This window comes from Pseudomonas sp. 58 R 3, from assembly GCF_900006605.1.
Taxonomy (GTDB): domain Bacteria; phylum Pseudomonadota; class Gammaproteobacteria; order Pseudomonadales; family Pseudomonadaceae; genus Aquipseudomonas; species Aquipseudomonas salomonii.
On the sequence record NZ_CVTT01000038.1, the window covers coordinates 497,847 to 511,543 of the forward strand.

Sequence of the window (13,697 nt, forward strand, 5' to 3'; positions counted from 1 at the left end):
CGCAGCGGCAGAAGTGTCTATTGTTGTCTTGAAATTTGCCGGGTGCCGCGTTTCCAGTGCGCGCGCCTGTAGTAACCTTGCCCGCGGCCGACCCCACTCACGTCGGCCGTTAACAGGCGTAAAAAGGAGACTTATGACGCAGGGGCGCAAGGCCGAAAACTACTTCAGGAAGATAAGAACGCGAATGCGCCTGGAGAAAAACTATTATTTAAAAAGCTTTGTTATTGCGCTGTTTATTTTTTGCTTGACCGTCTCCGTATTCAAATCAAGCGATAAGGCCGCCCTCTATATCTTGATCTGTGGGGTTAATGCGTTGTTGTTCCCACTGGCCAGGCGTGCAGTCGAAAACGTTGTCTTTCGTTTTACTGGAAAAGAATTTTGGGCGACACATCCTCTACGGGCCGCCGCATCTTATGGTGGTCACGTACTGCTGTGGATGTGTTATTTCGTTTTTGCCATTCCGCTTGGCGCGTGCTATGGGCTTTGGTTGTGGCTGAAAAAATAGTGCCCATTCGCGTGGCCTCTGCTTTCTGAGAGTGGAACCTATATTTGTTGGGCCCCTCGTTTTGGGGCGCAGCGCACCCCGGCGCAAGCAAGCTTTTTACCGTGAGTTTTACTGTTTTCCGAGCCTTATCACGCGGTCATCCAGTGCTTTAAAGCAACTTAATGTTGCAGACTTACCCATTCGGAAGGCCTTGCATGCAAGCTGCAGGGCGCGCAGTGCGGATTCTGCGGGGGGCGTGTAGGGTATTTTCAGCACAAAACAAACGTGCTGGCCCAAGTATTGTGGATGGAGTGAACGCTCTCGTCATGTAGTAATTTCGAAGACGGTCGGAGGCCCTGAAGGCCAGCCTCAGGCATAAAGGATGCGTTTGGCTCTCGCTCAAATAGTCGGTAAAGGTTGGTAGGTATGGAAAACAAGTATTATTTTAAAGATCTAATATTTGGTTTGGTTATGTTTTTCATCTGTGCGTTTATTTCCAGAGCAGACGATAATGCTGCGGTTGTTTTTATAGTCGCAGGCGCAAATGCACTATTGTTTCCCTTTGCAAAGCGCGCAGTAGAAAATATAGTTTTTCGTTATATTCGCAAGGGTTTTTGGAGTTCGGGGCCAGTATTGACTGGGGCTGCAAATGGTGGTTATACGCTGGTGTATGGGTTTTATTTTGCATTTGCGATTCCCGTTGGTTTGCTTTTTTTAATAATTTTGTATGTTAAAAAAAGGCCGCTATGTAGTCGGCCTAATGTGTAAGTTGTGTGATGAGATAGTTTCTGTTCTGTGCGCTTGCGTTGTTAATGTATAATGTTGGTGGCATAGAGCGTTGAGTTGTAATCGAACGTTTGAGTGGTAGGGATATGGAAAGAAACTATTATCTTAAAAGTTTTTTTGTTGGGTTGACGCTGTTCGCCGTATGTGTGTATGTTTTTAAATCAGACGAAAATGCTGTCATTTATTTTTCAGTATCAGCTGTGAATGCCCTTTTGTTCCCGTTTTCCAAGCGTTTAGTAGAAAATATAGTCTTTCACTGTACCGGAAAAGAATTTTGGGGTTCAGATTCAATGACAGCGGCCGCTAGAGGGGGTGGTTATACACTGTTATGGATGTTTTATTTTTTGTTTGCTATCCCTTTGGGGCTATTTTATATGATGTGGTTGTGCATAAAGAAATGACGCTGCCATAGTGGCAGCGCATTTTTACAACCCTACGATGAATGAATTTATATTTTCAATTAACTGGTCGTCAATGGCTGCTCCTGTGGCCGCAACCAAAAATGCAAATAATAAGATGCCCAGTGGGGTTACAGCGATAAATCCAAACGTAATAGTAACCAAGTAGGTTGCTGCCATGCCTAGAGCAATGGCTTCTGCCTTTACAAAGAAGGGCTTCCAGTTATCTGATTTCATAGCTTTTTGAAACTCAATAAAGCTATCTTTAGCATTCATGATATGCCCAACGTAGCCCAAGCTTTTTCCGAATTTGGCTGCGGCTTTACCAATCGCTTCAAAGTCCATTGAGTCAATGTAGTTGGCTGCGGCGGCTCTGTCTTTGGCACTGAATTTTTTGTTTAATTCGTTTTTGTATTTGTCGAATGCTTTAAGCGCGTCGCCCGCGGAGCGGATCTTTTTTCCTTTAGCGCTTTCTGCTAATTCTTCTGCCAGTTTAGATGCGCTGTCGTCAAATTTTTTACCGACCTCTGCACTGTTCGCTTGCGTGCTGACGTTGATGGGCACTTACTGCATGCACGAAGCCCCACGGGCGAAGAAACCGCTGCCCTTTTCCAACGAGGTGAAGCCTTGAGCAGTATTGATTGGGATGCTACGCAGCTGTCGCAAGCGATCCATGCGCGGCAGGTGTCGTGTGAAGACGTGATGGGCGAGTACCTGGCGCAGATCCAGCGGTTTAACCCGAGTGTGAATGCGCTGGTGTCGTTGCGTGATGCCGATGAAGTGCTGGCCGAAGCCCGCGCCTGTGATCGCGAACTGGGCCAGGGCAAGTCCCGTGGCTGGATGCACGGCATGCCCCAGGCGATCAAGGATTTGGCGGCCACCAAGGGCTTGCGCACCACACTTGGCTCGCCGCTGTTCGCAGAACATGTGCCCACCGAAGATGCCATCAGCGTGGCGCGGGTGCGGGCCAGTGGCGCGATTATTATCGGCAAGACCAACGTGCCGGAGTTCGGTCTCGGCTCACAGACCTACAACACGCTGTTCGGCACCACCGGCAATGCCTATGACCCAAGTTTGGTGGCCGGCGGCAGCAGCGGCGGCGCGGCGGTGGCGCTGGCGTTGCGCATGCTGCCGGTGGCCGATGGCAGTGACATGATGGGCTCGCTGCGCAACCCGGCGGCGTTCAACAACGTGTTCGGCCTGCGCCCGTCCCAAGGGCGTGTGCCCCACGGGCCGGTGCCGGAATTGTTTGTGCAGCAATTGGGCACCGAAGGCCCAATGGGCCGCAGTGTGACCGATGTGGCGACGCTCTTGAGCATTCAGGCCGGTTACGACCCGCGGGTGCCGCTGTCATCCAAGGACGATCCGTCGGTGTTCGGCCAGCCGTTGCAGCGCGATTTTAAAGGTACGCGCCTGGGCTGGTTGGGGGATTACAACGGCTACCTGCCGATGGACGACGGTGTGATGAGCCTGTGCGAGTCGGCCCTCGGCGATTTTGCCGCATTGGGCTGCGAGGTGGAAAGCTGCCAGCCGGCGTTTTCCCTGGCGCGTCTATGGCGCTGCTGGTTGGTGCATCGCCATTGGTTGGTACACGGTAACCTCGGTGCGGCCTACGCCAACCCGCAAAAACGCGCGTTGCTTAAACCCGAAGCGCAATGGGAAGTGGAGGGCGGCCTGGGCTTGAGTGCGCAGCAGGTGTACCAGGCGTCGGTGGACCGCAGCGAGTGGTATCGTGCCTTGGCCAAACTGTTTGAACGTTACGATTTCCTGCTGTTGCCCACCGCCCAAGTGTTCCCTTTTGATGCACAACAGGCGTGGCCGCGCCGTGTGGGTGGGCGCGAAATGGACACTTATCACCGCTGGATGGAGGTGGTGATCGGCCCTACGTTGGCAGGCTTGCCGAGCATGAGTATTCCGGTGGGCTTCAATCCTCAAGGCTTGCCCATGGGCCTGCAGATTATCGGCCCGGCCCAGGCGGACCGGGCTGTCTTGCAGCTGGCTTATGCCCATGAACAGCTGACGCACTGGGTAAAGCGTCGCCCGCCTGCGTGCCTTGAATCGACGAGTTGATCTGCGATCGGGCCTGTATCTTGCTGTGAAAAATGATCATCCACCGGCAACAGGGAGATCGAACATGGAGACAGGCACGGTACGGTCGGTTGAGCGCGCACTCGCCATCGTCGAATTGCTCGGTGAGCACCAGGCCTTGGGGCTGGAAGAGCTGCATTACCTCACGCGGTTGCCCAAGGCTACGGTGTCGCGCATGTTGCTGACCCTGCAGGAACGAGGCTGGGTCTATCGCGGCCTCAGCGACCGCCGTTACCGCCTGCGCGCCCAACGTTTGTTCGGCGACACCCAGCAACGTTTCAAGCGCCAGGTGGTGGAAAGCGCCGCGCCCTGGCTGCTGGAACTCAGTGAACGCACCGGGCTGGTGGTGGATCTGTCCTGCTTTGATGGCGAGCGCCTGGAGGTCATGGAAAGTGCGATCCCCAGTGTGTTGCGCAAGTTGTACCCCAATAACTGCCAGATCGTCGGCCAGCACGCCAGCCTGTTTCACTCGGCGATGGGCAAGGCGTGCCTGACGCAATTGCCGGTTGAGGAGGTGCAGCGTCTGGCGGGCCGCGATCATGTCGCTGCGGATGAGCAGGTGCATACCTGCGAGCAAACCCAGCACCAGGGTTTTGGCCAGCGCACTGAAGGCTATTGGGAATACCCGGTGCGCCTGCCGTTTCTGATTCGCGCGGTGGCTTTGCCGGTGCAGGCCAATGGGCGGCTGGTGGGCAGTATGGCGTTGCACTGGCCGATGCATCAGGCGCCGGTGGAGCGCGTATTGAACCTGCACATGGCCAGCCTCGAAGCGACGGTGCGCGATGTGCAGCGGGCGTTGATCTAAAGGCATCCACCGAACCCTGTGGGAGCTGGCTTGCCTGCGATAGCGGCAGGTCAGTCACCATTGCTGTTGCCTGTGCCGCCGTCATCGCAGGCAAGCCCGCTCCCACATTGGATTTGCGCGGTTCATGAGATTGCGCTTAAGGTTCGTGCAGGTTTTTTGCCCCCCGAGTTTCTATGTTCAATGTCAAACCTCTGGCCTTCGCCCTGCTGACGGCGGCCGCCTTGCCGGCCCACGCTGACTGGTACCTGGATAACGAATCCTCGCGCCTGTCGTTCGTCACTACCAAGAACACCGAGATTGCCGAGGTGCATCGCTTCCTGGTGTTGCACGGCAAGGTCGACAGCAAAGGCGCGGCGCAGCTTGAGGTCGAGATGGAGTCGATCAACAGCGGCATTCCGCTGCGCGATGAGCGCATGCGCAATGATCTGTTCCAGATCAAGACGTTCCCCGAAGCGCAGATCAGCGCGCAGATTAATCTGCAACCGATCAATGACCTGGCCCCCGGCGCGCAAATCGAGTTGCGCCTGCCGTTGTCGGTGACCCTGCGCGGCAAGACCCAGACCTACAGCGCCGAATTGCTTGCCACGCGCCTGGACGACCGGCGCTTCCAGGTGGTGACCCTGGAACCTGTGGTGCTGCATGCCGAGGATTTTGATTTGGTGCCGGGTGTGGCGGCACTGCGCAAGGCGGCCGGCTTGGCGTCGATCAGTTTGTCGGTGCCGGTCGGTGCGGTGCTGATTTTCACGGCGCGCTGACATGAGCGGCGCAGTGTTCCCGTGGCGCAGCGCCAACCGTTTCGAGTTGCTGATCGACGGCCCGAGTTTCTTCCCGCAGATGCTGGTGGGTATTGCCCGGGCCGAGCGCCAGGTCGATCTGGAGTTGTACCTGGTGGAAGCGGGTGCCTGCGCTGAAGCCATGGTGCAAGCGTTGGTGCAAGCCGCCGAGCGCGGCGTGCAGGTGCGCTGCCTGTTTGATGATTACGGCAGCCTGGCCTTCACGCTGGGCCTGCGTAAGCGCCTCACCGACGCGGGCGTGCAACTGCGCTTCTACAATCGCCTGAGCTGGCGCCGTTGGATGCGTAACCTGTACCGCGATCATCGCAAACTGTTACTGATCGATCAGGGCATCGCCGTGGTCGGCGGCACGGGCGTTACCGATGAGTTCTGGACGCCAGGGCAAGACACCGCCGACTGGCATGAAGTGATGGTGCGGATCAGCGGCCCGCTGGTGCTGGACTGGCAGGCGTTGTTCGACCGGCAATGGCACGCCAACGCGGCGCGCCGCGAATGGAAACCCGCCACCCATTTCGGTTTGCCGCGCTTGCCCAAGGTGCCGGCCACCGGGCCTGGCCTGGGGCGCGTGGCGTATGCCGACGCCCGTCAGCACCGCGATATCCTGCAGTCGCTGATCCGCGCGCTGAACAGCAGCAAGACGCGCATCTGGCTGGCCACCCCGTATTTTCTACCGACCTGGAGCGTGCGCCGTGCGTTGCGCCGCGCAGCCGGGCGTGGCGTGGATGTGCGTTTATTGCTGACCGGCCCGCGCACCGATCACCCTTCAGTGCGCTACGCCGGGCACCGTTATTACCCACGGTTGTTGCGCGCAGGTGTGCAGATTTTTGAATACCAGCCGTGCTTTTTGCACCTGAAAATGGTGCTGGTGGACGACTGGGTGAGCGTCGGCTCGTGCAATTTCGACCACTGGAATTTGCGCTTCAACCTGGAGGCCAACCTCGAGGCGCTGGACCCTGAGTTGACGGCAGCGGTGGCGGGCAGTTTCGAGCGTGATTTTGCCAAGAGCCAGGCGGTGAGCCTGGAGGCGTGGAAGGCGCGGCCGTTGTGGCGGCGGGTGAAGCAGCGGGTGTGGGGCTGGATTGATCGGTTGGTGGTTAACCTGCTGGATCGACGCGGCTGACACGTGATCATTCCCACGCTCGGCGTGGGAATGCCTCTTGTGACGCTCCGCGTCACGCTGTGGGACGCGGAGCGTCCCGAGCTGCATTCCCACGCGGAGCGTGGGAACGATCATCAGAGCAGTTCGAACGTCTGCTGCTGCACATCCTGGGAATCCAACCCGATCTGTACATTGAACTCACCCGGTTCCGCGGCGAACTTGAGTTGGGTGTTATAGAACTTCAAGTCTTCTTCAGTGATGGTGAAGTGCAAGGTGCGTTCTTCACCGGCCTTGAGCATGACCTTCTGGAAGTTCTTCAGCTCTTTGACCGGGCGGATCATCGAACCGGCCACGTCCTGGATATACAACTGCACCACGGTTTCGCCATCGACTTTGCCGGTGTTCTTCACGGTGACGCTGGCGTCGAGCTTGCCGGTCTTGTTCAGGGTGGTGGACGACAGCGCCATGTCCGACAGGCTGAACGTGGTGTAGCTCAGGCCATAACCGAACGGGAACAGCGGCCCGGTGACGTCATCGAAGTACTGCGAGGTGTAGTTGCCCGGCTTGCCTGGGGTGAACGGCCGGCCGATGCTCAGGTGGTTGTAGTAAGTCGGAATCTGCCCCACCGAGCGTGGGAAGGTGATCGGAAGCTTGCCTGATGGGTTGTAGTCACCGAACAGCACATCCGCGATGGCGTTGCCGCCTTCGGTGCCGGCGAACCAGGTTTCCAGGATCGCGTCAGCCTCTTTGTTTTCATCCACAATCGACAGCGGGCGGCCGTTCATCAGCACCAATACCAGCGGTTTGCCGGTGGCTTTGAGCGCCTTGATCAGGTCGCGCTGGCTTTGCGGAATGTTCAGGTCGGTGCGGCTGGAAGACTCGTGGGACATGCCACGGGACTCGCCCACGGCGGCGACCACTACGTCGGCTGCCTTGGCGGCCTTGACCGCTTCGTCGATCATCACCTGGGCTGGGCGGGTGTCATCCACCACTTCCGGCGCATCGAAATTGAGGAAGTTGAGGTAGTCGACCACGGCCTTGTCATTGGTGATGTTGGCGCCACGGGCGTAGATGATTTTGCCTTTGTCGCCGATCACGTGGTTCATGCCGTCCAGCAGCGTGACGGATTGTTCAGGCTTACCGGCGGCGGCCCAACTGCCCATCATGTCGATCGGGGCCTTGGCCAGCGGGCCGACCAGCGCGATGGTCGCGGATTTTTTCAGCGGCAGGGTGTTGTTGTGGTTTTTCAGCAAGACCTGGCTGCGGCGGGCGATATCGCGTGCATCGCTGCGGTGCAGGCGGCTGTCGGCATAGGTGTCGGCCGGGTCGTCTTCGGCCTTGCCGATGCGCAGGTACGGGTCTTTGAACAGGCCCATGTCGTACTTGGCGCCGAGCACTTCGCGCACCGCATTGTCGATGTCGCTTTGCTCGATTTCGCCGGACTTGAGCAACCCAGGCAATTCCTTGCCATACAGCGAGTCGTTCATGCTCATGTCGATGCCGGCCTTGATCGCCAGCTTGGCGGCTTCACGCCCGTCCTTGGCCACACCGTGCTTGATCAGCTCGAAGATCGCGCCATGGTCGCTCACCGCCAAACCTTTGAAGCCCCAGTCCTTGCGCAGCAGGTCGTTCATCAGCCAGGTGTTGGCGGTGGCCGGCACGCCGTTGATCGAATTGAGCGCCACCATCACGCCGCCGGAACCGGCCTTGATCGCCGCGTGGTACGGCGGCAGGTAGTCCTGGTACATCTTGACCGGGCTCATGTCGACCACGTTGTAGTCGCGACCGCCTTCCACCGCGCCATACAGGGCGAAGTGCTTGACGCTGGCCATGATGCTGTCGGCATTTGCCGGGCTTGCGCCCTGGAACGCCTTGACCATCACTTCGGCAATGCGCGAGACCAGGTAGGTGTCTTCACCAAAACCTTCGGAGGTGCGGCCCCAGCGTGGGTCGCGGGAAATGTCGACCATCGGCGCAAAGGTGATGTCGAGGCTGTCGGCGGCGGCTTCCTGGGCGGCAATGCGCCCGGAGCGGCCGATGGCGTCCATGTCCCAGCTGGAGGCCAGGGCCAGGCTGATCGGGAAAATCGTGCGGTGGCCGTGGATCACGTCGTAGGCGAAGAACATCGGGATCTTCAACCGGCTGCGCATGGCCGCGTCCTGCATCGGACGGTTTTCCGGGCGGGTGATCGAGTTGAACGTGCCGCCGATGCGCCCGGCGGCGATTTCCTTGCGGATCAGCTCCCGGGGCATTTCCGGGCCGATGCTGATCAGGCGCAATTGGCCGATCTTTTCATCCAGGGTCATCTGCTTGAGCAGGTCGCTGACGAAGGCGTCCTTGTCTTTAAGCGCAGCAGGCTTTGTTTCTGCCCATACGGGGTGACTGGCCAGAGTGGCAACAAGGCCGAGCAAACACAGCTTTTTCATGAATATCCTTTTTCGGCTACTGCACAGCGAAAATGCGCTGGTCTGCCAAAATGTGGGGGAACCTATGTTGTTGTTCGAGTGTTATTGCAGTAAATGCACGACACTTGTGAACTCTTATTCGCGCTGGGCATCTTTTTAGCTGATTGGCTCGACGCAATCCAGTGATGGCGGATTATGCCCCAAGCGCGCGGTGTATAGGGTTAGTCGTCACATTCCATTCAGATTGGGCAGGAGAAACACTATGCAAGCAGCACAACATTACCGCTGGGGCTTCAAGGCCGCGGCTTTGCTATTGATCAGCACAGTGCTGAGCGGTTGCGGCATCAACACCATTCCGACCCTGGACGAACAGGCCAAGGCGGCCTGGGGCCAGGTGCAGAACCAGTACCAACGCCGCGCCGACCTGATTCCCAACCTGGTGGAAGTGGTCAAGGGCTATGCGGCCCATGAGCAAGACACCCTCACCGCCGTGATCGAAGCGCGGGCCAAGGCCACCTCGATTCAGGTGGATGCCAGCACCCTCGACAACCCCGAGAAACTCAAGCAGTTCCAGCAAGCCCAGGATGGCCTGAGCGGTGCGCTTAGCCGTTTGATGGTGGTGTCCGAGCGCTACCCGGACCTGAAAGCCAACCAGAACTTCCTGGCGTTGCAGTCTCAGCTTGAAGGCACCGAAAACCGTATCGCCGTGGCCCGTCGCGACTTTATCCAGGCAGTACAGGCTTACAACACCGAGATCCGCACCTTCCCGGGTCGCCTGTGGCACAGCGTGATGTACAGCGACTTGCCGATCCGCGCCACGTTTGAGGCCACCAGTGCCGACGCCGATAAAGCGCCGCAAGTGAAGTTCAAATAAGGCGTCTTTGAGGTGTCGATGCGTTTATTACGGATAGGCTTGGCGCTGTGGCTGCTGGCCTGCGTGGGCGTGGCCCAGGCGGCGCTGACCTTCCCGGCCTTGACCGGGCGGGTGGTGGACACCGCGCAGATGATCGACCCGGCGGTACGTGCGCAGCTGACCCGGCAATTGCAGGCGCTGGAGCAAACCTCGGGCGACCAGATCGTGGTGGTCACCGTGCCCGACCTGCAAGGTGTGCCCATTGAGGACTACGGTTATCAATTGGGCCGCCAGTGGGGCATCGGCCAGAAGGGCAAGGACAATGGCGCGCTGTTGATCGTCGCCCGTGATGAGCGCAAATTGCGCATCGAAGTCGGTTATGGCCTTGAAGGCGTGCTGACCGATGCGCAGTCGTGGGTGATCATCAACCAGGTGATCGCGCCCAGGTTCAAGGCCGGCAATTACAGCCAGGGCATCAGCGACGGCGTTGCGGCCATGATTCAGGTGGTGGGCGGCGAGCCGCTGGCGGTGCCGGCCCATGTGGCGGATGCGAGTTTTGCCAAGGATAATCCGGGGCTTTCCATCGGCCTGTTCATCCTGCTGATCGGCGTGTTGTGGCTGTGCAATCGGCTGGGGCTGCCCGTGGGGGCGATCCTGCTGGCGATTCTCAGCAGCAGTGGACGCGGCGGTGGCGGGGGAGGCGGCGGTGGCGGTGGCTTCAGAGGCGGCGGCGGTGGTTTTGGCGGCGGTGGTGCCTCAGGTGGCTGGTAATGACAATAACTAGAACAGAGCATGCATAACCATGGCATTACTGACTGAACACGAGCAGCGCCAAGTCGCCGAAGCGATTGCCCGCGTCGAAAAAACCACCGACGCCGAACTGGTCACCGTGCTGGCCGCGCGCGCGGATGATTACGCCTATATCCCGCTGCTGTGGGCCAGCCTGATCGCCTTGGTGGTGCCTGGCATCGTGCACTACCTGTCGGGCTACCTGACCATGTACACCCTGCTGCTGGCGCAATGGGCGACCTTCATTGTGCTGTGCCTGGTGTTTCGCCTGCCCAAGGTTACCACCCGCCTGATTCCGCGTTCGGTACGGCATTGGCGCGCATCGAACCTGGCGCGGCGGCAGTTCCTGGAGCAAAACCTGCACCACACACTGGGCAGTACCGGCGTGCTGATTTTTGTCAGCGAGGCGGAGCGGTATGTGGAGATCCTGGTGGACGACGGTATTTCCAAACACCTGGATGACGGCAGTTGGGATGAGATCGTCAAGGCGTTCACCCAGCAGGTGAAGCAGGGGCAGACGCTGGCGGGGTTTATTGCCTGCATCGAAGCGTGTGGTGAATTGCTGAAGGTGCATGTGCCGGTGACGCAGACGCGTAATGAGCTGCCTAACCGCCTGATCGTGCTGGAGTAACGCCAAGCACCGCAAATCTAAATGTGGGAGCGGCGGTGCGACGATTCGACTTGCTCGCGAACGCGGTGGGTCAGCCCTAAATAGGTTGGCTGACACTCCGCATTCGCGAGCAAGCCCGCTCCCACATGGGTTCTGTGCAGCCCATGGGATTTGACCGTTGATCAAATAACCCCGTGCCCTAAACCTTCATCCCCCCTAAAATGCCCGGCATTCTTTGCCCGAGGCGTTTTTGTTCATGTCCGTCACTGCTCAACCTGCCAGCCCTGCGCCGGATCATCACGCCCAGTTCATCGAACTGCTGAGCGCAAGCCTCGCGCAGAACGCGTTTATCAAGCTGGTGCTGGCCAAGTACGTCGGCGAAGAGGCCGAGTTGCAGCGGCTGATCATCAAGCAGGTCGTGGTCAAGGAGCAGGCGTGCCTGTCCTTTGTCTATCGCTACAAGACCCGCGACATCACCAAGAACTTGCCGCTGGCCGACGGCGTGGCGGCGATTGCCGCGCTGCTGCCGGCGTCGTTCAAGAATGCGCACCTGTTGTCGCTGACCGACGAAGCCCAGCTGGAATACAGCAAAAAGAACAAAAGCTCGCTGTTCAAAAGCAAGCCGCAGCAATTGCGCGAGGCGCCTTCGGCTGAGCATAACCGCGAGAAAAACCGCTTTCTCGACCTGAGCCGGCCCTTCCTTGCGGACCTGGGCGTCACCGATGCCAAACAGGCGCTGATCCCGTCGATGTCGCGCAAGTGGAAGCAGATCAACAAGTTCATCGAAGTGTTCAGCCATGCGCTGACCTCCTCGCCGTTGAAGCTCGACCAGCCGGTGCGCGTGGCGGATTTCGGTTCGGGCAAGGGCTACCTCACGTTCGCCATCCACGATTACCTGCGCAATACCCTCAAGGCCGAGGGCGAAGTGACGGGCGTGGAATTGCGTGAAGACATGGTGACCCTGTGCAACACCGCCGCCGCGCGCCTGGAGCATCCGGGGCTGGTGTTCAAATGCGGTGATGTGCGCAGTGTGGCGCCCAGCGAACTGGAGGTGATGATCGCGCTGCATGCCTGCGATATCGCCACCGACTACGCGATCCACACCGGCATCCGTTCCGGCGCGTCGATCATCATGTGTTCGCCGTGCTGCCACAAACAGATCCGCCTGCAGATCCAGAGCCCGGTGCTGCTCAAGCCGATGCTGCAATACGGCCTGCACCTGGGCCAGCAGGCGGAAATGGTCACCGACAGCTTGCGTGCGCTGTTCCTGGAGGCCTGTGGCTACGAGACCAAGGTGTTCGAGTTCATTTCGTTGGAACACACCAACAAGAACAAGATGATTCTGGCGGTCAAGCGCACCGAGCCCGTGGACAATGCGCAACTGTTGGAAAAGATTCAGGAATTGAAGGCGTTCTACCACATCAGCGAACACTGCCTGGAAACCCTGCTGCGTGCGGATGGTTATTTAGGCTGAAAACAGGACCAAAATGTGGGAGCGGGCTTGCTCGCGAAAGCGGAGTGTCAGCCAACCTATCAAGTGACTGATGCACCGCCTTCGCGAGCAAGCCCGCTCCCACATTTAGATCGCATTCATCTTTGAGGTCGGCGCAGGCTGCACCGCCGTCTTGCGCCCGAGCATTACCGTAATGATCACGCCACACGCAAACACCCAGGTAATCGGCTCGATATGTTCACCAAAGAACAACGCCGAAAACGCGATGGTGAAGAAGATCTGCAACAGCTGAATCTGGCTGACCCGCGCAATACCGCCCATGGCCAACCCGGCGTACCAGGCGAAGAACCCCAAAAACTGCGAGAACAGCGACACATACCCAAACGCCCACCAGGTGCGCGTGGAAATCGCGCCCTGGTGCTGCGCTGCCAAGTACCACACCGGGCCGATCAATACGGGCGTCGACAGCACCAGCGCCCAGCAGATCACTTGCCAGCCGCCCATCTCCTTGGCCAACCGGCCGCCTTCGGCATACCCCAGGCCGCCCACGGCAATCGCACCGAGCATCAGCAAATCGCCGGCTTGAATGCTGCCGGCGCCGGTGATCAACGCGTAACCCAACACCAGCGCGCTGCCCAGCGCCGCGCAGGCCCAGAAGGCTTTTGACGGCCGCTCATGGGACAGCCACGCCGCGTACAGCGCCACGCACAGCGGCTGCAGGCCATTGACCAACGCACCATGGGAAGCCGGCAAGGTTTGCATGGCCCAGGCCGAGAGCACGGGGAAGCCCAGGATCACACCGAGGATGACCAGGCTCAGCCCGCGCACCTGGCGCCAGGTTGGCCAGCTTTCTCGGCGCCACAGCAACAGCGCCGCCGCCGGGATCGCCGCGAATAGCGCCCGGCCAAGGCCGTTGAGCAAGGGGTGGATCTCCTGCACCACGATGCGGGTGAAGGGCAATGTCAGGCTGAAGATAACGACGCCCAGCAGGCCGAGGGCCATGCCGGTGTTTTCGCGCGAGCTCATGAGTGGGGACCCGAATCTGGAGGGCTTCAAGGGAAGCCCATCTAGCCACAACCCCCGCTGATTAAGGGCCTACAGCTGGTCGCAGATTTATCCGTACAGTTCCAATC

14 protein-coding genes are annotated in these 13,697 nt (G+C 58.9%); 11 read left to right on the plus strand and 3 right to left on the minus strand.

Annotation, left to right across the window (positions count from 1 at the left end; genetic code table 11):
• Positions 1–133: 133 nt before the first annotated feature.
• The 3 genes from BFP92_RS08030 (at position 134) to BFP92_RS30250 (ending at position 1,671) form a co-directional block, all read left to right on the plus strand.
• The gene (locus BFP92_RS08030) at positions 134–505 is read left to right on the plus strand and encodes a colicin E1 family microcin immunity protein (protein WP_065929057.1); all 372 of its coding nucleotides are present in this window, start codon (positions 134–136) and stop codon (positions 503–505) included.
• A 405-nt stretch (positions 506–910) separates the two neighbouring features.
• The gene (locus BFP92_RS30245; RefSeq protein WP_074854450.1) at positions 911–1,252 is read left to right on the plus strand and encodes a Cki family colicin immunity protein; all 342 of its coding nucleotides are present in this window, start codon (positions 911–913) and stop codon (positions 1,250–1,252) included.
• 104 nt (positions 1,253–1,356) lie between these two features.
• Positions 1,357–1,671 (plus strand): colicin E1 family microcin immunity protein, encoded by a 315-nt coding sequence (locus BFP92_RS30250; protein WP_083221716.1) that lies wholly within the window; start codon positions 1,357–1,359, stop codon positions 1,669–1,671.
• 24 nt (positions 1,672–1,695) lie between these two features.
• On the opposite strand, the gene BFP92_RS08035 is transcribed toward BFP92_RS30250, so the two are convergent.
• Positions 1,696–2,232 (minus strand): colicin-like pore-forming protein, encoded by a 537-nt coding sequence (locus BFP92_RS08035; protein WP_065929058.1) that lies wholly within the window; start codon positions 2,230–2,232, stop codon positions 1,696–1,698.
• Between the two features lie 63 nt (positions 2,233–2,295).
• Here BFP92_RS08035 and BFP92_RS08040 point away from each other — a divergent pair, with 63 nt between their 5' ends.
• The 4 genes from BFP92_RS08040 to BFP92_RS08055 all read left to right on the plus strand — a co-directional run bounded on the left by BFP92_RS08040 (position 2,296) and on the right by BFP92_RS08055 (position 6,475).
• Entirely contained in the window at positions 2,296–3,738 is a 1,443-nt protein-coding gene (locus BFP92_RS08040; RefSeq protein WP_065929059.1) for an amidase, read from the plus strand.
• A 64-nt stretch (positions 3,739–3,802) separates the two neighbouring features.
• Entirely contained in the window at positions 3,803–4,561 is a 759-nt protein-coding gene (locus BFP92_RS08045; RefSeq protein WP_065929060.1) for an IclR family transcriptional regulator, read from the plus strand.
• A 173-nt stretch (positions 4,562–4,734) separates the two neighbouring features.
• Positions 4,735–5,316 carry a YceI family protein gene (locus BFP92_RS08050; RefSeq protein WP_065929061.1) on the plus strand — a complete coding sequence of 194 codons (582 nt, stop codon included), beginning with the start codon at positions 4,735–4,737 and terminating at the stop codon, positions 5,314–5,316.
• Position 5,317: 1 nt separating this feature from the next.
• A complete protein-coding gene (locus tag BFP92_RS08055) occupies positions 5,318–6,475 on the plus strand; it encodes a phospholipase D-like domain-containing protein (RefSeq protein WP_065929062.1) in 1,158 nt (385 codons plus the stop codon).
• A 113-nt stretch (positions 6,476–6,588) separates the two neighbouring features.
• On the opposite strand, the gene bglX is transcribed toward BFP92_RS08055, so the two are convergent.
• Positions 6,589–8,880, minus strand: coding sequence for a beta-glucosidase BglX (bglX, locus tag BFP92_RS08060; RefSeq protein ID WP_065929063.1), 2,292 nt, complete (start codon positions 8,878–8,880; stop codon positions 6,589–6,591).
• A 241-nt stretch (positions 8,881–9,121) separates the two neighbouring features.
• Between bglX and BFP92_RS08065 the strand changes: the two genes are divergently transcribed.
• The 4 genes from BFP92_RS08065 to BFP92_RS08080 all read left to right on the plus strand — a co-directional run bounded on the left by BFP92_RS08065 (position 9,122) and on the right by BFP92_RS08080 (position 12,585).
• Positions 9,122–9,733: a LemA family protein gene (locus BFP92_RS08065; protein ID WP_017137266.1), complete on the plus strand. Its 612-nt coding sequence runs from the start codon at positions 9,122–9,124 to the stop codon at positions 9,731–9,733.
• A gap of 18 nt (positions 9,734–9,751) precedes the next feature.
• Positions 9,752–10,483 carry a TPM domain-containing protein gene (locus BFP92_RS08070; protein WP_065929064.1) on the plus strand — a complete coding sequence of 244 codons (732 nt, stop codon included), beginning with the start codon at positions 9,752–9,754 and terminating at the stop codon, positions 10,481–10,483.
• 31 nt (positions 10,484–10,514) lie between these two features.
• Complete coding sequence (locus BFP92_RS08075; RefSeq protein ID WP_056857428.1) at positions 10,515–11,132, plus strand: TPM domain-containing protein; 618 nt, start codon at positions 10,515–10,517, stop codon at positions 11,130–11,132.
• Positions 11,133–11,367: 235 nt separating this feature from the next.
• Entirely contained in the window at positions 11,368–12,585 is a 1,218-nt protein-coding gene (locus tag BFP92_RS08080) for a class I SAM-dependent methyltransferase (protein WP_065929065.1), read from the plus strand.
• Positions 12,586–12,690: 105 nt separating this feature from the next.
• Here the strand turns inward: BFP92_RS08080 and BFP92_RS08085 are convergent, their stop codons facing one another.
• Positions 12,691–13,590 (minus strand): DMT family transporter, encoded by a 900-nt coding sequence (locus BFP92_RS08085; protein WP_065929066.1) that lies wholly within the window; start codon positions 13,588–13,590, stop codon positions 12,691–12,693.
• Positions 13,591–13,697 lie beyond the last annotated feature (107 nt).